This is a genomic window from Spirosoma endophyticum, from assembly GCF_900112365.1.
Lineage (GTDB): Bacteria > Bacteroidota > Bacteroidia > Cytophagales > Spirosomataceae > Spirosoma > Spirosoma endophyticum.
Map to the genome: position 1 here is coordinate 531,516 of NZ_FOLQ01000004.1, position 19,917 is coordinate 551,432.

At 49.7% G+C, this 19,917-nt stretch carries 13 protein-coding genes; 10 read left to right on the plus strand and 3 right to left on the minus strand.

The window, feature by feature from the left end; translation table 11 throughout:
• Nucleotides 1-9 precede the first annotated feature (9 nt).
• The 9 genes from BM202_RS14205 (at nucleotide 10) to BM202_RS14245 (ending at nucleotide 16,007) form a co-directional block, all read left to right on the plus strand.
• Nucleotides 10-1,059, plus strand: a complete 1,050-nt coding sequence (locus tag BM202_RS14205; RefSeq protein WP_093827097.1) for an efflux RND transporter periplasmic adaptor subunit — start codon at nucleotides 10-12, stop codon at nucleotides 1,057-1,059.
• Nucleotides 1,060-1,137: 78 nt separating this feature from the next.
• Nucleotides 1,138-4,278: an efflux RND transporter permease subunit gene (locus tag BM202_RS14210; protein ID WP_093827099.1), complete on the plus strand. Its 3,141-nt coding sequence runs from the start codon at nucleotides 1,138-1,140 to the stop codon at nucleotides 4,276-4,278.
• A 75-nt stretch (nucleotides 4,279-4,353) separates the two neighbouring features.
• A complete protein-coding gene (locus tag BM202_RS14215; protein WP_093827101.1) occupies nucleotides 4,354-4,614 on the plus strand; it encodes an acyl carrier protein in 261 nt (86 codons plus the stop codon).
• 542 nt (nucleotides 4,615-5,156) lie between these two features.
• Nucleotides 5,157-7,505, plus strand: a complete 2,349-nt coding sequence (locus BM202_RS14220; RefSeq protein ID WP_093827103.1) for a GAF domain-containing protein — start codon at nucleotides 5,157-5,159, stop codon at nucleotides 7,503-7,505.
• On the plus strand, nucleotides 7,502-11,191 hold the full coding sequence (locus tag BM202_RS14225; RefSeq protein ID WP_093827104.1) for a BamA/TamA family outer membrane protein: 3,690 nt from the start codon (nucleotides 7,502-7,504) through the stop codon (nucleotides 11,189-11,191). The genes BM202_RS14220 and BM202_RS14225 overlap by 4 nt, the downstream gene beginning before the upstream one ends.
• 82 nt (nucleotides 11,192-11,273) lie before the next feature.
• A complete protein-coding gene (locus BM202_RS14230) occupies nucleotides 11,274-12,506 on the plus strand; it encodes a Pycsar system effector family protein (protein ID WP_093827106.1) in 1,233 nt (410 codons plus the stop codon).
• A 283-nt stretch (nucleotides 12,507-12,789) separates the two neighbouring features.
• Nucleotides 12,790-13,716, plus strand: coding sequence for a sugar phosphate isomerase/epimerase family protein (locus BM202_RS14235; protein WP_093827108.1), 927 nt, complete (start codon nucleotides 12,790-12,792; stop codon nucleotides 13,714-13,716).
• Between the two features lie 78 nt (nucleotides 13,717-13,794).
• Nucleotides 13,795-14,535 (plus strand): 3-keto-disaccharide hydrolase, encoded by a 741-nt coding sequence (locus tag BM202_RS14240; RefSeq protein WP_093827292.1) that lies wholly within the window; start codon nucleotides 13,795-13,797, stop codon nucleotides 14,533-14,535.
• Nucleotides 14,536-14,681: 146 nt separating this feature from the next.
• Nucleotides 14,682-16,007 (plus strand): Gfo/Idh/MocA family protein, encoded by a 1,326-nt coding sequence (locus BM202_RS14245; protein WP_093827110.1) that lies wholly within the window; start codon nucleotides 14,682-14,684, stop codon nucleotides 16,005-16,007.
• Nucleotides 16,008-16,078: 71 nt separating this feature from the next.
• Here BM202_RS14245 and BM202_RS14250 read toward each other — a convergent pair whose 3' ends face one another.
• The gene (locus tag BM202_RS14250; protein WP_093827112.1) at nucleotides 16,079-17,371 is read right to left on the minus strand and encodes a DUF2851 family protein; all 1,293 of its coding nucleotides are present in this window, start codon (nucleotides 17,369-17,371) and stop codon (nucleotides 16,079-16,081) included.
• 86 nt (nucleotides 17,372-17,457) lie between these two features.
• Nucleotides 17,458-18,282 carry an orotidine-5'-phosphate decarboxylase gene (gene pyrF / locus BM202_RS14255; RefSeq protein ID WP_093827114.1) on the minus strand — a complete coding sequence of 275 codons (825 nt, stop codon included), beginning with the start codon at nucleotides 18,280-18,282 and terminating at the stop codon, nucleotides 17,458-17,460.
• Between the two features lie 112 nt (nucleotides 18,283-18,394).
• Here pyrF and rfbC point away from each other — a divergent pair, with 112 nt between their 5' ends.
• On the plus strand, nucleotides 18,395-18,940 hold the full coding sequence (rfbC, locus tag BM202_RS14260) for a dTDP-4-dehydrorhamnose 3,5-epimerase (RefSeq protein WP_093827116.1): 546 nt from the start codon (nucleotides 18,395-18,397) through the stop codon (nucleotides 18,938-18,940).
• 49 nt (nucleotides 18,941-18,989) lie between these two features.
• On the opposite strand, the gene BM202_RS14265 is transcribed toward rfbC, so the two are convergent.
• Nucleotides 18,990-19,682, minus strand: a complete 693-nt coding sequence (locus tag BM202_RS14265) for a type 1 glutamine amidotransferase domain-containing protein (RefSeq protein WP_093827118.1) — start codon at nucleotides 19,680-19,682, stop codon at nucleotides 18,990-18,992.
• Nucleotides 19,683-19,917: the final 235 nt, after the last annotated feature.

A 19,917-nucleotide genomic window follows, 5' to 3' on the forward strand; every position in this document is an offset into this window, starting at 1 on the left:
GCAAAATTTATGAAACGCATTATCACTGTACTCGCATTGGTTGCCCTGATAGGTCTGACGGCCTGGACGCTGGTCAACAACAAAAAAGAAGTAGAAGCAAAAATTTACAAGCCGGATGCCGACAAGAAAGTGGGCGTACGGACCGCTGTTGCCGAACTGCGCAATCTGTCGCAGGAAACCGAATTTTTAGGTTCATTCTCGCCAAATCGGGAAATCGAAATTCGCCCACAAGCGGGTGGTCAAATTGTGGCCTTACCTATTGAAGAAGGCCAAACGGTTGGCGCAGGCCGGTTAGTTGCCAAGCTTGACGACGAACAACTTCATTATCAGATAGAAGCATTACAGGTAACACTGGAAGGGTATCAGAATGACCTCAAACGCTATGAGAATCTGGTGAAAGGCGATGCTACACCCGCCGTCAATCTGGAGCGTACGCAACTGAGCATCCGCTCGACACAGGCGCAGATTAAACAGATTCAAAAGCAAATTGCGAACACGACCATCACGACGCCTTTCTCGGGCATTATCACGGAGAAAATGGTTGAAAAAGGTTCTGTTGTATCCGTTGGAGCACCAATTGCTAAAGTGACCGATATTTCGATACTGAAACTGGTCGTTCAGGTGCCAGAAAAAGCGATCAATCAATTTCACGTCGGTCAGTCCCTACCGATTGTCACCGAGGTTTATCCGGATGCTCACTTTACAGGCCGCATTTCGATGATTGCCGCTCAGGGCGATGCCGCTCACAACTACCCGGTTGAAATTACGGTGCACAACTCAACCGCTAATCCGCTACGTGCCGGTATGTATGGCTCCATTGCCAACACGAACAAACTGAAACGCCAAACGCTGTCCGTACCTCGTCAGGCGATCATTGGGTCGGCCAAAGAACCCCAGCTCTACGTCATCGAAAATGGGAAAGCCGTTCTGAAATCGGTCGCCATTGGCACGACAACCAATGAATATTACGAAATCACGAAAGGGGTAAAATCTGGTGATCAGGTAGTTATCAGCGGTCAGATCAATCTACAAAACGGTACGCTGGTTAGCGCTCAATAACATAAACACCCCCAACCCCCTAACCGGTGGAATTAGCCCCCTTTAGGGGGTTGGGGATTCTCTATAAAAATCACGACTATGAAATTTGTCGAAACCATAATCAAACGCCCCTCCTTCATTATCGTGCTTTTTGCGATCTTGACGATTGGAGGCCTGTTTTCGTACCGCTTGTTGAGTTACGAGTTGTTGCCCGAATTCTCGACGCCGGTCATCACCATCACTACGTTGTATCCCGGTGCGGCTCCTTCGGAAGTTGAAACGGAAGTCAGTAAAAAAATTGAGGATGCTGTCTCAGGGCTAGATAACCTCGACGATGTGAAAGCCAATTCGTTTGAGAACGCGTCGGTGCTTGTCGTGCAGTTCAAACCGGGTACCGACATCGATTTAGCCTTGCAGGATGCGCAACGGGAAATCGACAAAATGGTCAGCGATTTGCCTGATGACGCCGAGCAGCCTTCTTTGTCGAAAATATCGCCCAGCGATCAGCCGATTATGCAGTTGCTGGCGACATCGACGCTGCCCAACGAAGTATTCTATCAGCAGGTGGAAGATAAGTACCTTCCTGTTCTTCAGCAGATTAAGGGCGTCGCTGACATCACGATGGTGGGTGGCGACAAACGCGAAATCCGGATAAACGTCGATGATGATAAACTGAACTACTACGGTTTGTCGCTGCTTCAGGTAACGCAGGCCATCGGTCAGGCGAACCTCGATTTCCCGACCGGGAAAGTGAAAAGTACGACCGAAAACATGACGCTACGTCTCGCCGGGAAATTTACCTCGCTCGACGATATTCGGAAGCTAGTCGTCGCTACCCCGCCAAATGGCAGCCCGATACGTATCGGCGACGTAGCGAACGTGACCGACGGCATTACCGATCCAAGCAGCATCAGTCGCTATAACGGCCAGAATGGTATTGGTCTGTTTATCAAGAAACAATCCGACGCCAATGCGGTCGAAATCAGCCGATTGGTGCAGGAGAAACTGGCCACTGTTGAGAAAGAAAACGCGAAAGACAAAGTCCACTTCGCCATTGCCTACGACAGCAGCATTTTCACGCTGGCATCGGTCGAAGCCGTTACGCACGATTTGATTCTGGCCGTTGGCCTGGTGGCGCTTGTGATGTTGTTGTTCCTGCACAGCCTCCGTAATGCGTTCATCGTCATGGTGTCGGTACCAGCTTCGCTGATTTCGGCCTTCCTGTTCATGTATGTGATGGGTTACTCGCTCAACCTGATGACGCTGCTGGCGCTCTCGCTGGTAATCGGGATTCTGGTCGATGACTCAATTGTGGTGCTCGAAAACATCCAGCGACACCTTGAAATGGGCAAAAATCGCTGGCAGGCGACGCTCGATGGTGTCAGTGAGATTGGCTTCGCGGCCGTTGCCATTACGTTGGTAATTGTGGTGGTTTTCGTTCCGATTACGTTTGTGGATGCCGTTATCGCCGATTTGCTCCGTCAATTCTCACTGACAGTTGCCTTCGCTACCCTGGTTAGCTTGTTAGTGAGCTTTACGCTGACGCCGTGGCTGACGTCGATGCTCGCCAAATTGGAGCATCTGAATCCGAAGAACCCGTTCCAGGCATTCCTGATCTGGTTTGAAAAAGGATTGACAGCCCTGACGAACGGATATCACTCCAGCTTAGGCTGGGTGCTGAGCCACAAACTGGCGTTCACCGGAATTCTGATCGCAATTTTCGTCTTTACAGGTTGGGTAATGAGCTTGGGGGTCATTGGTTCGGAGTTCGTGGCACAGGGTGATCAGGGCAAATTTCTGCTGACGATGAAACTCGACAAGAGCGTTTCGTTGCAACAGAATAACCTCACATCCAGAAACATAGAAAATTACTTACGTAGCAAACCCGAAGTTGAAACCATATTTGCTAACGTAGGCGGTGCCAGTACGGGTGTCAACAGTACCGGTCAGGGAGCCGTCAACCGGACGGAGCTAACCGTTGAATTAGCCCCAGCCAACGAGCGGCCTGGGCATCTGCCAACGGAGTCGTATATGATGGTGGTCCGCAAAGAGCTGGAAGAACGCTTTCCAGCCATCGAATTCGGGTCGTCCATTATTGGTATCGTTAATTCGGGTCAGGCACCCATCGAGGTTTTCCTGAGTGGCGATAATGTAGACCAGAACCTAGCTGCAGCGGCAGATCTGGCCAACCGAATCCGTAAGACGCCCGGCGCCAACGACGTGAACGTATCCGTAGAAGCGGGCAACCCCGAAGTGCGCGTAGAAATCGACCGGGAGAAGATGGCCAAACTGGGTCTGAACATTCAAACCGTGGGCGGTACGTTGCAAAACGCCTTCGCCGGTAACGACGATTCTAAATTCCGGGATGGTGGCGAAGATTATGACATCCGTGTGATGCTTGATGCCTTCGATCGCAAAAATCCTGACGATGTTAAGAATATTAATTTCTTTAGCCCATCGACCAACCGCGCGGTACGTCTGGCAGAGTTTGCCAACGTATCACTCAGCAACGGGCCATCGCTGTTGGAACGCAAAAACCGTCGCTCGTCGGTTACGGTTACGGCCAATACGTTAGGAACGGGTTCTGGTACGTTAACGGCTGTGATTCAGGCCGATCTGGTAAAGAATCCGCTTCCTGCTGGCGTAACTGTCAGCTGGGGCGGTGATTTCAAAAACCAAAGCGAAGGCTTCGGTTCGCTGGGTATCGCCATGCTGGCCGGTCTGATGCTGGTGTACTTCATCATGGTGTTGCTCTACGACAGTTTCGTTTATCCGTTCGTCGTGTTATTTTCAGTTCCGGTAGCGATCATTGGTGCGTTGCTGGCCCTGGCGCTGACATCTTCCAACATTGGTATTTTCGCCATGCTGGGTATGTTGATGCTGATTGGTCTGGTGGTAAAAAACGCTATTCTGATCGTTGACTTTGCCAATCAGCAGAAAGCGCAGGGTGTTCCCTTCCGGCAGGCGATTCTGCACGCTGGCGAAGAACGGTTGCGACCGATTCTGATGACGACCATCGCGATGGTGATTGGTATGATTCCCATTGCCACCGCGAGCGGTGCCGGTGCCGAATGGAAAAACTCGCTGGCCTGGGTACTGATCGGTGGACTGAGCAGTTCGATGATCCTGACCATTTACCTGGTGCCAATGATGTACTACCTCGTTGACCGGCTCCAGGAGTGGTTTGGTAATCGCTTTAGCAAAACAAAAGTGGAAGAAGCCGTACCCGAACCTGTCTGACCTGCCTCGCTAACCTCCCGAAAGCGTCAAACTTTCGGGAGATTTAACTACAACAAACCAAAAACTCTTGAAACCATGACAGCCTCACAAATAAATAATCGCTTACAGGGCATTCTTACCAACATCGGTATCAGCCTAACGGCTCTCACTGATCAGGCAAACTTCGCCCGCGACCTGGGCCTTGATTCATTGGACGTAACAGATTTGCTGATACAGGTTGAAGCAAGTTTTGGCATTCGCATTCCTGACGAAGACTGGGGAAAGCTACAAACCGTTGGTCAGGTGAAAGACTATATCGCGAATGAAACGATTTTCGACAGTGGCCAGTCAGCCTAACGAAATTACTAGGGCTGGACACCGGATTTTGTACCGCTTGTCCAGGTGAATACCTTACAATTGGCTCATATGAGCCAGGACAATCATACTGATAACGCCAGCCGGAGAGCGCCCGAACGTAGCAATACCAACGGCACCCGGCTTGACGTGTTTTACCTCAAAAGAGCGATAACCTACCAACGTCTACCTATACGACTCGTTTCATGAGGTTACCCTCAAACGAGAGTGTCAACGTCCTCCTGTAGCCGGACAATCCTGGTCCAGCCTGTACATTCTGGATCTGCTCAACATCAGCGCGATTATTACCAGCCAGATGCCTACTTTTCAGCACTCGTTCCACGAACTACGAATGCGTAGCTGTTGTTAAAAAAGAAGGACTTTCTTCGAATTATCGTAAGAATCTGTTTTTACGTACGCCGGTGGCCCGTTCACCTACAGATGCGTAGCAGATTGCCGATTCGCTCCTATAACAGACAGATAGCCAAACGTTTGGGATATAATCCTACGAATAAAATTTACATTGCCATCACGAATACACCGATATGGAAACACTTTACAAACTTCCGAAACCGGACGAGTTACCGCTCCAGTTTCGGCTGTCGTTTCGACCCTTTGTCGCCTACCTGAAAGCCCAGCAGCAGGCATTTGACGCGGCTCACGGGTTGAATGAATTATACAATTTCTTAATTGCTCAATTCACCGAAGCAATTGCGCTGACCGAAGAATCGGATCAACCGATTGATGAGACCCGACTGGCCGAACTTTTTCAATTAGCCACCGTGGCCGTCCTGCCGCTTACCCAAACCAGCCGCGACATTCCGTACGCGTTTGGCTTGCCCATTCCGATGACGGTATTTCAGTATTCATCGGCATTCAGGGATTTACAGAAGGAATTTCCAGAATTCATGGCCGACATTCCGAGCCAAATTGGGATGGAGTCACGAAAACGCTTTATTTATCAACTCATTCTGGAGAAATGCTATGGTGTTGAAACAGCGAAGTCGAAGCCGTCTTTCCAGTTTCAGAAACATAAAAAAGGGCAGACGAAGTATTTCCGGATCGACATTAACATTTCCTTTGTTGAGCCTTGTATAAAAGGCACATTGCCTCCTCTGCAACCGGCCTGGATCGATTTCGCCAGCGGCTCGGCGCCCCTGCCGGATACCATTGCCCTGCTACCGCTGGACCAGTTTACATTTGACGGTTTCTGCTTTTTTCAACTGGAAGACGTAACAGAAACTGAAACCATTCAGCAGTTGCAGGATACGTTTGCCCATCTCCAGTCGGATAGTGAACCAATTATCTACCAGCGGTTTGAGTCTGCTCTGAGAAACTTATACAGCCAGCCCGATCTTCAACTGAGTATCATTCCGCTACCTCAGGTGAATGGCCATTTTGTGTACACGCCTGACACTAATGCCCGGAGCATTTTTTTGCGTCATATGGGCATCAACCTGAACGTGTATAATGACCAGGTAGCGCAGAAAATAGTACAAAAAATCTCACAGCATCCAATGCCCTACCTCTTTCCTACGCTGGACGGTTTCCCGGAAGCAGAGAGGCAGTCACTCAAGGAAAGAGGCATTGGTAGCTTTCTGATGTACCCGATCACAACGGCCACTGAAGTGCTGGGAATTCTGGAAATGGGAAGTTCCCAATCGGGTGCCTTTGACGAGAGTGTATTGACAAAAATCGAACGTATCCTGCCCCTCGTTCAGGAACTGCTACGTTACCAGCTGAATCATTTTAACGACCAAATCGAACAGCTTATAAAGAAACGCTTTACATCTCTACAACCCTCGGTCGAATGGAAATTTTATGAAGCGGCCTGGGAAGAATTGCGGTTGGGTCAGAACAAAAACGCCGAAAGTCGGCCGATTCCAGTACGTTTCCCGCAGGTGTTTCCATTGTATGGGGCCGTTGATATTCGTAATTCATCGGCAGAGCGCCACAAAGCCGTTCAGCAGGATATGGCCAATCAGCTGGCGGCAATTGAAGCGATTTTTGCCCATCCTGATTTTCCGGCCGACTGGGCCAGATCAGACGAGCTTAGAACACAGAGTTTCCAGTGTCAACATCGACTAATTGCCGGGCTGAATCCGGAAGATAAGCTGGAATATGCGCGTTTTCTGTCACAGGAAGTAAATCCCTATTTCCGCTTGTTACTGCCACATCAGCCCACTCTGGAAGGCGTTCTTGCTCAGTATCTGTCGCAAACGAGTGAGACAAGCGGGCTATTTAATCAGGCGCTCAGGCAATATGAACGGAGCATGGACTGGCTTAACTCAACGGTGAACGAGTACATCAATCAGGAAGAAAAACGGCTGCAAACCATTTATCCGCACTATTTCGAACGGTATCGAACCGATGGCACCGAGTACACCATCTACGTTGGCCAGTCGATTTCGCCCGATAAACCGTTCTCGCTGGATGTGGGTCGGGACCTGTTCCGGTGGCAGTTGACGTCAATGATCGAAATGGCTCAGCTCACCCATCGGCTGTTGCCTCATCTGCCGTTGCCCCTGCAAACGACTCAGTTGATTCTGGCCCACACCAACACGGTTGACATCAGTTTCCGGCAGGACGAGCGCCGATTCGACGTGGAGGGATCGTACAGCATTCGCTACGAAGTACTCAAGAAACGGATCGACAAAGCCTATATTCTGGGAACGCAGGAACGATTGACACAACCCGACACTATCGCCTTAGTCTATAGCCATACGGCCGAAGCGGCTGACTATTTACCGTTTATTACTAGTTTGCAAAAAAATGGACAATTGAAGCCTGGTATCGAGTATATGGACCTGGAGCCCATGCAGGGAATTGCCAACCTGAGAGCGTTACGTGTCCACATCAACTACACCGACGACCAAACCGAGCCTGAAAAATGAGGAAAATTTTACCGGAAACAGGCCGTTGGGTAGCGGTTCTGTTGAGTACTTTTTGCACATTGACAACGGCCTTCCCGCAGTCTGTTCCGGCAGATTCCGTTCGGCATCGCGTTGTTCTGATTGGTGACGCCGGGCGATTGCGAAATGGAAAAAATCCGGTGGTCGATGCTGTTAGTGCCCGGTATGATTTCAACAACAAGCGGACGACGCTTCTGTATCTAGGCGACAACGTGTATCCGCATGGCTTATCGGAAGAAGGCAGCAAAGATTATGACTCGTTGACGGCGGTACTACGTTATCAGGCCCGGCCCGGATTGGCCCGGCCTGGACTAACCAATTCAGGCCAGGGAAAAGAATCGCAGGTATTATTTATTCCGGGAAATCACGACTGGGCCAAGAGTCACCCCGATGGATGGGAACGTATCAAACGCCAGGGACAGTGGCTCGATAGCCTCAAATCACCCAATATCAAGCTGTTACCCACCGACGGTTGCCCCGGCCCCGAAGAGATTCACCTGAACGACAAGCTCGTGCTGATCATCATTGATACGCAGTGGTGGTTGCACCAATACGCCAAGCCCGGCCCCGATTCAGACTGCGCCTGCAAGAACGAAGAGGAAGTAATTGCCCGGCTGTCGGACATTGTTTTTCGAAACAAAGACAAAGGCATCATTCTGGCGACGCACCATCCCTTTCGTAGCTACGGTATTCACGGTGGCTATTATACAATCAAACAACATATTTTCCCCCTGACCGAATTTTCGTCCGGGCTGTATATTCCGTTGCCCATTATAGGGTCGTTATATCCGCTCGTGCGGGGCGTGTTTGGCAACATTCAGGATTTACCCAATCCAACCTATCGGCACATGGTTCAGGTGATGGAGAAAGCCATGACCCCGGCTCCGAACGTCGTGTTTGTATCGGGCCACGACCATGCCATTCAGCATATCGTCGACGGTTCCCGCAACTACATTGTTAGCGGATCAGGCATCAACCGGGAGCGGGTAAAGAACGGCAAACTGGCAAAATTTGTGAGCGGTGAATGGGGATACGTAATGCTCGACGAATTGACGAACGGTAAGGTAAACGCTACGTTCTACACCGTCGATGAAGCGGCTAACGCTACCGAAGCCCATTCAGCCACGTTGTTCACGATTCCGCCTACTGCTAATCAGTCAGGCAATGGACCAACGCGAACTGCCTGGCCTGACAGCATCACAGTCGCCATTGCACCAGACTACGAGCGGGCGGGTTCTTTTCAGCGGTTGATGCTGGGGAACAATTACCGCCGGGAGTGGGCCACACCCGTTAAATTGCCTGTTTTCGATCTGGCCCGCACCAACGGCGGCTTTAAAATTCTGCAACGGGGCGGTGGTATGCAAACTAAATCGCTACGTATCGAAGACAGTCAGGGCAAGGAGTGGGTGCTGCGCAGTATTCAGAAAGATCCGGCCAATGCCCTGCCTGATGCCCTGAAGGAAACGATTGCCAAAGATGTATTGCAGGACGAAATTTCAGCGGGCTACCCCTACGCACCCCTGGTCGTACCTACGCTGGCGAAGGCCGCCGGAGTGCCCCACGCCAGTCCCAAAATCGTTTACCTCCCCGATGATCCGGCTTTAGGTATTTATCAGGCTGATTTCGGGAAAGGCGTTTTTCTGTTCGAAGAACGTAGTCCGGGTGATGGCAAGTCGATCAGTACCCTAAAACTGATCGACGCTCTCGAAGATGACAACGACAACAGCGTTGATCAGAAAGCCGTGCTACGTGCCCGAATGCTCGATTTGTTCATGGGCGACTGGGACCGCCACGAAGACCAGTGGCGCTGGGGAAGCCGCAAAACCAAAGCTGGCAAAGAGTATTTCCCGATTCCACGCGACCGCGATCAGGTTTTTTTCAGGGCTGGGGGCATCTTGCCCGGCATTGCCGCTTTGCCCTGGCTACAACCTAAATTTCAGGGATTTACGGATAAACTTTCCAACGTAAATGGCTTGATGTTCAACGCCCGATATGTTGACCGACTGTTTTTGCAGGGGCTGGATGCGAAAGACTGGATGACTGTTATCACCAGTCTGCGCGATTCGCTAACGGACGACGTACTGCAACGGGCCATCAGCCAATTACCCGATACAATCCGAAATGAATCGGGTAATCGAATCCTGGAAACGCTTAAAGTTCGTCGGGGCTGGTTGCTGGAGAAAGGGCTGGAATATTATCGTTTTTTAGCTAAATCGGTGGACATTCCCGGCTCAGACAAAACCGAATTGTTTCGGATTGAGCACCAGAATGACGACCAGATAGCGGTTTTGGTCTTTAAAATTGCCAAAGATGGCTCAATAGCACAACGCCTGTATAACCGCGTGTTCGACGCAGAAGTCACGGACGAAATCCGGCTGTATGGCCAGAAGGGCAATGACCGATTTGAGGTCAGTGGGGCTGAATCGGCCCATATTAAAGTTCGGCTTATCGGTGGCAAGGGCAATGATGTTTTCGCCGTAACAGGCGATCCCGGCAAGCCTATTATCTACGACCTGAGTACCGAGGCCAATACGTTGCCCGCCCGAAATTTGGCAACGTTTCGCCTGTCTACTGATAAGGCTGTCAATGCGTTTGATCCGCACGCCTTCAAGTACGACAGGCTGGTTCCGCTGGCAACGGCAGGCTTCAATCTGGACGATGGAATACTATTAGGCGTTGGTGCTCAGTTGATAAAGCAGGGATTTCGAAAGTCGCCCTATGCCTCCATGAATCGCCTGATGGTCACGCGGGCGCTGGCTACCGAGGCCATGTCATTTCGATATGATGGGATTTTCACTCATCTGATTGGCAAAAACGACCTGTGGATCAATGCCTTCGCACGAGCCCCCGATAACGTAACGAACTTCTTTGGGCCGGGCAACGAATCGGATTACGAAAAAGGCAGGGGCATTCGCTACTATCGAACCCGTTACAATGTCATTAACGTAGCAGCGTTGCTGAAACGAAAAATGGGTGAGCACATGGAGGTAGCTGTGGGACCAATCTTCCAGCATTTCACGCTTGATCCAACAGACAATGTCGGGCGATTTATTGAAACGTATTTGAATGAGTTACCGACACCCGAACGTTTTTTGCGTCGGGAAAGCTACGGAGGGTTGCAAGCCGGTTTGACTATCGATGGTCGCAATCATCCGGTGCAACCGTCCAGAGGATTGTACTGGACCACTACGTTGCTAGGGCTTCAGGGGTTCGATGAGCGGCCCAACAACCTGATCCAACTCCGATCGGACATGACCATTTACACCAGCTTCAGCCAGTCGGCGCGGTTTGTGCTGGTAAACCGAATCGGTGGCGGGCTGACGTATGGCAATCCGGCCTTTTTTCAGTTGCTCTACCTGGGTGGTCAAACGAACCTGCGCGGCTTCAGAACGTATCGGTTTGCGGGAAATCACGTGGTTTATCACAACATCGAAGCGCGATTAAAATTATTTAACTTCCGGTCCTTTCTTTTTCCGGGGAGCGTCGGATTGATTGCGTTCAATGATCTTGGACGCGTATGGCTCGACGGCGAAAAGTCAAAACGCTGGCATGATGGCTATGGCGGAGGGCTGTTCGTTACACCCGCCGAATTGCTCACCGTAACGGCATCGGTTGGGTTTTCAGACGAGGGCGCCTTGCCGTACGTATCGCTTGGCTTCCGGTTTTGATCTAATCAACAGGAAAAATCCACCGTTACCTCGTAAATTCGGAGCGATTCACTACTCTCTTTCAACCTTTACGCCAGCTACCATGAGCCATTCGCTCTTATCGCACATTGAAACGCACATTGTCAAGTTTTTCGACCAACATCCTAAACCGGACCTGCTGTACCATAATCTGAAACATACTCAGGAAGTGGTTCAGGCAACGGAGCAAATGGCGAAGCACTACCAGTTGGCTGAAACCGATTTCCTGTCGGTAATGGCGGCAGCGTGGTTTCACGATTTGGGACACTTGACCGGCCCGCCCGAAGAGCATGAGGAACGTAGCGCCGATCTGGCAGCCGATTATCTAAAGAAAGAAAAGCAGGAATCGCCTTTCATAAAAACGGTGAAGCATTGCATTCGGGCGACGAAGATGCCGCAATCGCCCAGGAATCTTTTGGAGCAGATTATTTGTGATGCTGATCTATTTCATCTGGGCAGTGATGATTACAAGACCAAACAGAAACTTCTCAGAAAAGAGCAGGAGAAACTGACCGGAACCGACATTTCGGGCAGCGACTGGCGGCAGGAAAACATTGCCCTACTCGAAACGCATCGCTATTTCACGGATTACGCCCAGACACTACTAGGCCAAAGTCAGGCAGAGAACCTACGTCACCAGAAGGACAAACAAGCCGAAAAAGGGGAAGAAGGCAAGCCCGAACAGGTTGCGGAGCCGACGCCTGCCGGGCAATCCGCAACGGCAGAAGCCCCTCCGATCGAGGATAAGAAAAAGAATAAAGACAACAAGACTGAACGGGGTATTGAGACCATGTTTCGGACTACCTCGACAAATCACCTTCGGCTGAGTGAGATTGCCGATAGCAAGGCCAACATCATGATTTCGGTCAATTCGATTATGGTGTCGGTGATTGTGTCGATTTTGCCGCGCCGGATTGAAGAAAACCCGAGTCTGATGGTGCCGACCGCCATGTTTTTGACTACGGCGCTGTTGACTATCGTTTTTGCGATACTGGCCACCCGCCCGAACGTAACGCAGGGTACATTTACGCACGAAGACATTGAGCAGAAGAAGGGAAACTTGCTGTTCTTCGGCAACTTCCATAGCATGAGCATGGACGAATATCAATGGGGCATTAGCGAATTGATGCGGGATAGCAGTTATCTCTACGCTACCATGACCCGCGACATTTATTACTTAGGACGGGTGCTGGCGAAAAAATACAAGCTACTACGTATTGCCTACAGCGTCTTCATGTTCGGCTTTGTTACGTCCATTATGGGCTTCCTGATCGTCTTTCTATTTTTCACAAAGTGATTAATTATCGTCGACGGCGTCGTGCCATGTCAGTACGTCAATTCTATTTAGACGAATCAAGTTGAGCATTAGCAAGAGCAACGTTACCCGAAATCAGCCTTCATGTTCAACTGGCTATTACTTATTTATCGCTACGTTCACAACGATGGCTTCATACTCAAAAGAAATCAATAAGTAGAATTGAGCACCGATACGCTTTTAGGTGAGGTTTCCAAACTATACCCGATTCATCATCAGTAACCGAATTCATCGGATCGTACCGATTATTTTACCTCACTCAATTATGCAAGACGTTGTAAACAGAAGACAGTTTCTAACAACTGCCGGATTGTCAACGCTGGCACTTACGGCCGGAGTCAACCAACTAGTTGCCGGGCTACCGAAAAAGTTAAACCTTAAAATCGCCTACTCATCCATTACCTGGGGCGGCAACGATGCGCAGGCTATTGCCGACCTGGCAGCTCTTGGCTATCGAGGTATTCAGATCAGAGCCAATACGTTCGGGCCATACCGCGCCAAACCTTCCGAATTGAAAGCGTTGCTTGATCAGCATAAGCTAACGTTGGCTATGTTTTCGAGCGGCAACGTTGAGATTGACCCAGCTAAAGAGCAGAGTACCATCGACATGCACGTAGCGCACGCCAGTTTTGTGAAAGCGCTCGGCGGATCGGCTATTCAATTAACCAATTCGGCCCGCCCGAAAGATCGACTCCCAACGACCGACGAATTGAAGCGACTGGCAACCGTTATGAATGAGATCGGGAAACAAACCGCTGACTTAGGGGTTCAGGCCACGTACCACAATCATATGAGCCAACTTGGCGAAACACCCGAAGAAGTCGACGTGATTGTGCAGGCCATGAACCCTAACTACATGAAGCTGGAACTCGACATTGCTCACTACAAGCAAGGAGGTGGGCAACCCGAAAAGGCCGTGAAGCAGTACAAAGACCTCATTTATGCGCTGCATTTGAAAGACACGATGTCGCCCCGGCCCGATAAACCCGACGATCCCAAAGCCTACAAGTTTGTTGAATTAGGTCGGGGAAATGTTAATGTTCCGGCCGTTATAAAAGCGCTGGACGATATTAATTTTAGCGGCTGGGGAATTATTGAACTGGATGGTGTTCCGGAAACAGACAAAACCCCTGCCCAGTGTGCGCAGATTAACAAGGATTACATCACAAAAACGCTCAAGCTTAATTTGTGAACGAGCGAAAGCATGAAAGAGCGAAAGTTTTAAGATAGGTTTCGCTCTTTCATGCTTTCGCTCATTCATTCTTTCACTATGAAACAATTAATTCTATCAGGTTTATTACTCGGCTTGCTGGCTTTTGAAAACCCGCAGACGCCCAACACGCTCACGGCTAAAGAGAAAAGCGACGGCTGGAAATTGCTGTTTGATGGCAAAACGACCAGCGGCTGGCGCGGGGCCTATAAAGACAAGTTTCCCGAAAAAGGATGGAACGTAGCGAATGGGTTGCTAACTATTCAGCAGTCCGATGGTTCAGAGTCGCAAAGCTTCGGCGACATCGTTACAGACGGCGAATACAGCGATTTCGATCTGATGTTCGATTTCAAGCTGACCGAAGGTGCCAACAGTGGTGTTAAATATTTTGTAGTTGAGCATTCGCCAAAACCCAAAGGATCGGCGTTCGGACTGGAGTTTCAGGTATTGGACGACGACAAACACCCCGATGCCAAACTGGGACGTAACGGCAACCGCACCGTCGGTTCGTTGTACGACCTGATTCCGGCCACCAGCAAACAGGCTCATCCCATTGGCGAATGGAATACCGGCCGGGTCCTTTCGAAAGGCAAGCACGTTGAACATTGGCTAAACGGGAAAAAAGTAGTTGAATACGAACGGGGTAGCGAAAAATTCCGCGAATTGGTGGCCATGAGCAAATACAAAGCGCCGGAATACAACGCGAACGGGCGTTTTGGCGAAGCTACGAAGGGGCATATTCTCCTTCAGGATCATGGCAATCTGGTGTCCTACCGAAACATGAAAATTAAAACTCTCTAAAAGATACTGACAATCAGACGTTAGACTTTTGGATCAAGTGCCTTTGGTAGATAGCCGTGCCACGCTTCTAAACGGTGGCACGGCTATCGACTAAAGACAAAGACATATATACTGGATCACATATTTTCAACACCTTAGCATATTCTATGGAAAATCGTCGTGAGTTTATAAAGAAATCTGCACTCGCCGGACTTGGTATGAGTTTTTCGGCAAGCAGTTATGCCCGCATCCTTGGCTCGAACGACCGCGTTCGGGTAGGCATCATTGGTTTCTCGGACCGCTTCCGGCAGTCGCTGGCCCCCGCCTTTGCTGAACACGCCAAAAACCAGAATTTTGCCTTCGTGGGCGTCTCAGACATCTGGAACCGCCGTCGGGAAGAGGCCGAACAGTTCTTGAAAGGAAAAGGCCTGAACGACAGTACGTTCTTCAAAGCCCGCAATAACGACGAACTCCTCGATCGCAAAGATGTTGACGCCGTTATTATCAGCACCGCCGACTTCCAGCACGCCCTGCATTGCGCAGCCGCCGTTGAATCGGGACGCGATGTGTATTGCGAAAAGCCCTTTGCCGAGTCGCTGGAAGATGCCCGCAAAGCGCTTAAAGCAGTCGAAGCCTCAAAGAAAATTGTGCAGGTTGGTTCACAACGACGTAGTGCGCCCAACTATCACCAGGCAAATGAGTTCATCCGATCAGGGAAGTTTGGCGATATTACGATGGTCGAAATGACCTGGAACGTCAACCAACCCGGTCGCTGGCGCCGGCCTAAACTGGTGGCTGAAATTAAGAAAGAAGACACCGACTGGGATCGTTACCAACTGAATCGTCCGAAAACAGCCTGGGACCCACGCAAGTACCTTGAATTCCGGTTATTTTACCCGTATTCGTCGGGTATTCCGGGGCAGTGGATGTCGCACCAGATCGACACAGTTCACTGGTTCAGTGGCTTAGACCATCCACGCTCCGTGGTTGCTAACGGTGGCATTTACGTCTGGAAAGATGGCCGTACGAACGCCGACACGTTCACCGCGGTATTCGATTACGGCCCAGACAACGATAAAACCAAAGGTTTCCAGGTCTTGTATTCGTCACGCATGAACAACGAAGCGGGCGGAGTAAAAGAGTACTACTACTCGAACGGTGGTATGATCAACCTCGATACGAACAAGATTTCGCCGGAGGGTGGCCTGGAAGAAAAATACGCCAAAGAAATGAATATGAAGGCGAATCTGCTGCCTACCATGTCGCTTGGAGAAGCCGCCAAAATGGCCACTTCAGCGAATACAGGTGGCGATCCAATGACTTCTTTACACATGCAAAACTGGATGGAGTGTGTTCGTAGCCGCAAGGAGCCAAACGCACCGGCTCGGGTTGGTTTCAATCACTCGGTTGCTAACATCATGGCTACCATGTCCCTGCATACGGGCAAGCGTGTAACCTGGGATGCCACTAAACAGGACGTAGTAGTAAGTTAATGATGAATGATGAATGATGAATGATGAATGATGAATGATTTGCAAAAAAATAACTCATCATTTATCATTCATCATTTTTTTATAAGTGCTGCGCCGATCTGACAGCTCAGGCATTTTTTGACAGCGCAAAATTCATTATGTAATTCAATAGCCGCCTGCGAATCGAAGGCCGTGCGGATACCCAAACCAAGGGTATCCCATCCTTCGGTCAGGCGGTTTTTTTCGGCTGGTAATTGCTCCAGTAAGTTAATAGCTCGGTCAATGTAAGCCGGTTCTCCCCGGTGATGGGCATAAGCAGCCAGGAGTGGCACAACCGTATTGATCACAATCGTTGCTGCCGAATCAGGTCCAAGTGTGGGCACTATTCTTTCGGTAATTTTCCCAAATCGATAATGCGACTGCCAATAATCCGACGGGGTTAGCTGTAGTGATTTCAGTAACGCTTCGGCATTATTTGCACCCACAAAAAGCGAAAATAAACTGGCATGTCGCGTTAGTAAGCGCGCTAGTTGGGCAAGCCGCAAAGTCGGAAAATTAGCGGGGCGCAATCGCCCCCATTTCCAGGCATGCGCTTCCACCTGTTTATCGGCAAGTTGATATTTTGCAGACAGAAATCGGTACTCACGCTGGAGAGTCGTTACGTAGTCGTCAGGTTGCTCAACAGTTAGCAAGCCAGCTGCGCCAAATAGCATGGCTTCAGCCTGTAACAGTACGTCACGATGTTTCAGGATTGCTTTCAACGGCACTGCCCGACTAAGTTGCGCCATCGGATCAGCATTGATTTTAAACCCCATGTTTATGGCGAGTAGTCGATAAGCCGTTTCCTCCCAATCGCCACTCGTCTGTTCAAAAAGTGCCCGGACACCCGCGGCTTTTCGCTCCAATCGCTGGAACATAGCCTTATCCAGCATCGATGTTATGCGCAACGGCGACACCGATCGAAATTGATCAGCACAGGGAATACTCGCTGGCGAATCACTTAGATTATTATAACGCTCCAGCAGAGCGGGGGCAACAAGTAAACTTAGTTCAAGCGTGGGTAACGGCGTCCCATTTGCCCGGTTAACTTGCCGTCCGCTTATCACGCGGTCGTCCTGCCACACGACATGAAGAATTACGTTTTCATAAGCTCGGTCATGCTGATGACGATGTGTCAGCCAGTCAGATGTTCGAGTATGCATCTCGACCGTACCGACCCACTCTACGTCGTTGATCAGCAACCGGGCATTCGTAAAATCGGGTCCGGCATCGTGATTCCGAAAACCAGGGCGTAACACCTGCACTACGTCACCATCGGTAGTGATGAGCTTCGTTGTTGTGAAATACTGATATTGCCAGACAAAATAAAGAAAGACTTCGGGCACAGGTCGGTGAACAGTTAGCGGTGAACAGTAGACACTGCTTCAGACGCTGAAACACCTGTTTGGTAGCATTTTACTTAGAAATATGTTTATCGGATATGCGCTAACTGCCGGGCCATTTCTGTTTGCAAAGCTTTAGCTTCTGCGCGCGCCTTTTCGGCAAAATCCAGACCGTCAGATGCGTATAAAATACTCCTTGATGCATTCACCAGAAGTCCACCCTTTGCCGTTAATCCAAGACGCGAAACTTCTTCTAAATTTCCACCCTGCGCGCCAACACCCGGCACAAGTAAAAAATTATCGGGAGCCATTTCCCGAATCCGACTAAATTCATCGACCTGGGTTGCTCCAACCACAAACATGAGTTGATCAGGACTAGCCCAGGTTCGCGCCGTTTCAATCACCATCTCAAACAATTCCTGATCGCCAACCAGTTGACGCTGAAAATCAGCGCTGCCAATGTTCGAAGTCAGGGCTAGTAGAATGACCCATTTGCCTTCATAAGCCAGAAAAGGCGTAACCGAATCACGTCCCATGTAGGGCGCCACAGTAACGGAGTCGAACGCCAATCCAGCAGCGGTCGGATCAAAAAACGCTCGGGCGTATAAATCCGACGTATTACCAATATCACCCCGTTTGGCATCAGCGATAGTGAAGCAATCGTTAGGAATGTAATCGAGTGTTTTTTGCAGACTTTCCCAACCGCGTGGACCCTGCGCTTCGTAAAAGGCAATATTGGGTTTATAGGCCACAGTGAGGTCATGCGTAGCGTCTATAATGGCTTTGTTAAACGCAAAGACCGGATCGGACTCGGTCAGGAGGTGGCGGGGAAGTTTGCGCGGGTCGGTATCCAGACCAATGCATAAATAAGACTGTTTCTGAAAAATCTGTGCACTTAATTCCGAATAAGTCATACTGATTAAGGGAATCACTACGTAAAATGATTCGGCCCAAAAGTACGACTTACGGCGGCAGTTTCATAAATTTGCCAATAAGACCAACTATCTATACGTAACGACCTTATTTATGCAAGTCCGCCAAACAGCCATCGAAGGCCTGGTTGAACTAATTCCACGTGTGTTTGAAGACGAACGAGGTTTTTTTTTCGAGTCCTACAACAAGCCGCTTTTTGCGTCATTAGGCCTGCCAATGGAGTTCGTGCAGGACAACCAGTCATTTTCGGTAAAAGGTGTGCTGCGCGGGTTGCACATGCAGAATGAGCCGTTTGCACAAGGAAAACTGGTGCGCGTTATTACTGGCCAGGTGCTGGACGTAGCGGTCGATTTACGGCCCGATTCGCCCACATTTGGGCAATATGAAACGTTTTTACTGGATGCCCGTCTTTCCAACATGGCCTATATTCCGCAGGGATTCGCGCATGGCTTCGTAGCCCTGGAAGACAGCGTATTCAGTTACAAATGCACCAACATTTACAATAAAGCAGCCGAATCGGGCATTCGCTGGGACGATCCCGATCTGAATATCAACTGGGGGGTCAGCGATCCTATTATTTCAGATAAAGATCAGGAATTGAAACTGTTGCGGGAAGTATTTCCGCAAGCAGTGGTATAAAAAATGATGAAAAGTAATGATGAATGATTCTATGCAAAATCATTCATCATTACTTTTCATACATTTCTTCCAATACTTTACGGCCAACTTTTCGGGCAGAAAGGGGATTCTGGCCCGTAACTAAGCGCTCGTCAACTTCGATGAAAGGCAAGAAGGGAATCAACCCTTTACTGTAAAGCGCATTTTTCTCTCGCAACGCATCTTCGAGCAGAAATGGCACTTCATCATCCAGCCGAACGAGCTTTTCTTCCATATTTGAGAAACCCGTTATCTGCCGATTCTGGATCAGAAGCGAGCCGTCCGATAACATCACGTTCAGTAATCCACTGACGCCGTGCCCAACGGCCGCCACCATACCACCGCTTTCATAGATTTGGCGCGTAATCCGCTGTATTGCCGAATTCGTTGGAAAGTCCCACAGTGTACCGTGCCCCCCGGCAAAGAAAATAATCTGGTATTTTGCTGGGTTCACGTCATCCAGGCGAAGGGAGTTTTCCAGCTTATCTCGAAACGTTACGTCATGATACCATTTTTCGTTGATAGTATCCCGCCGATCAATGCTCTTTTCATCGATGGGAACTAACCCACCAGCAGGGCTGGCAATATCGTAAGGCAATTTTCGACCCGCTAATTCATCATAAAAGTGCGTAGCCTCGTTTAGCCACAAGCCCGTTTTATGTGATTTAGTCTGGTAGTCGGTGTGATTTGTACAGACGATGAGGGCACGGTAGGTAGGGTCCATAAGCAAGAGGGAACGTTCGGCGTTTGAAGTTCGATGTTTAGCGTCAAACTTCAAACGTTGACCCAAAGGTTCTTCCACAGGGCCGAATCCGAGGTTCGTGATTTTCTTAGATATATACTATACGGTAGTATTAAACTTAACCCGTACACTGCTTGTCTAATCGTCGGAAGAAAAGCTTTTATTCCGACGATTATTTGTCATAAAAAGTAATTGACAATTGAATCATTTGTAATTA

Bases quoted from the DNA above. Each gene is read 5' to 3' on its own strand.
- BM202_RS14235 (WP_093827108.1), top strand. From the start codon at position 12,790: ATGCAAGACGTTGTAAACAGAAGACAGTTTCTAACAACTGCCGGATTG.
- BM202_RS14215 (WP_093827101.1), top strand. From the start codon at position 4,354: ATGACAGCCTCACAAATAAATAATCGCTTACAGGGCATTCTTACCAAC.
- rfbC (WP_093827116.1), top strand. From the start codon at position 18,395: ATGCAAGTCCGCCAAACAGCCATCGAAGGCCTGGTTGAACTAATTCCA.
- BM202_RS14265 (WP_093827118.1), bottom strand. From the start codon at position 19,682: ATGGACCCTACCTACCGTGCCCTCATCGTCTGTACAAATCACACCGAC.
- BM202_RS14225 (WP_093827104.1), top strand. From the start codon at position 7,502: ATGAGGAAAATTTTACCGGAAACAGGCCGTTGGGTAGCGGTTCTGTTG.
- BM202_RS14205 (WP_093827097.1), top strand. From the start codon at position 10: ATGAAACGCATTATCACTGTACTCGCATTGGTTGCCCTGATAGGTCTG.
- BM202_RS14220 (WP_093827103.1), top strand. From the start codon at position 5,157: ATGGAAACACTTTACAAACTTCCGAAACCGGACGAGTTACCGCTCCAG.
- BM202_RS14230 (WP_093827106.1), top strand. From the start codon at position 11,274: ATGAGCCATTCGCTCTTATCGCACATTGAAACGCACATTGTCAAGTTT.
- BM202_RS14210 (WP_093827099.1), top strand. From the start codon at position 1,138: ATGAAATTTGTCGAAACCATAATCAAACGCCCCTCCTTCATTATCGTG.
- BM202_RS14240 (WP_093827292.1), top strand. From the start codon at position 13,795: ATGAAACAATTAATTCTATCAGGTTTATTACTCGGCTTGCTGGCTTTT.
- pyrF (WP_093827114.1), bottom strand. From the start codon at position 18,282: ATGACTTATTCGGAATTAAGTGCACAGATTTTTCAGAAACAGTCTTAT.
- BM202_RS14245 (WP_093827110.1), top strand. From the start codon at position 14,682: ATGGAAAATCGTCGTGAGTTTATAAAGAAATCTGCACTCGCCGGACTT.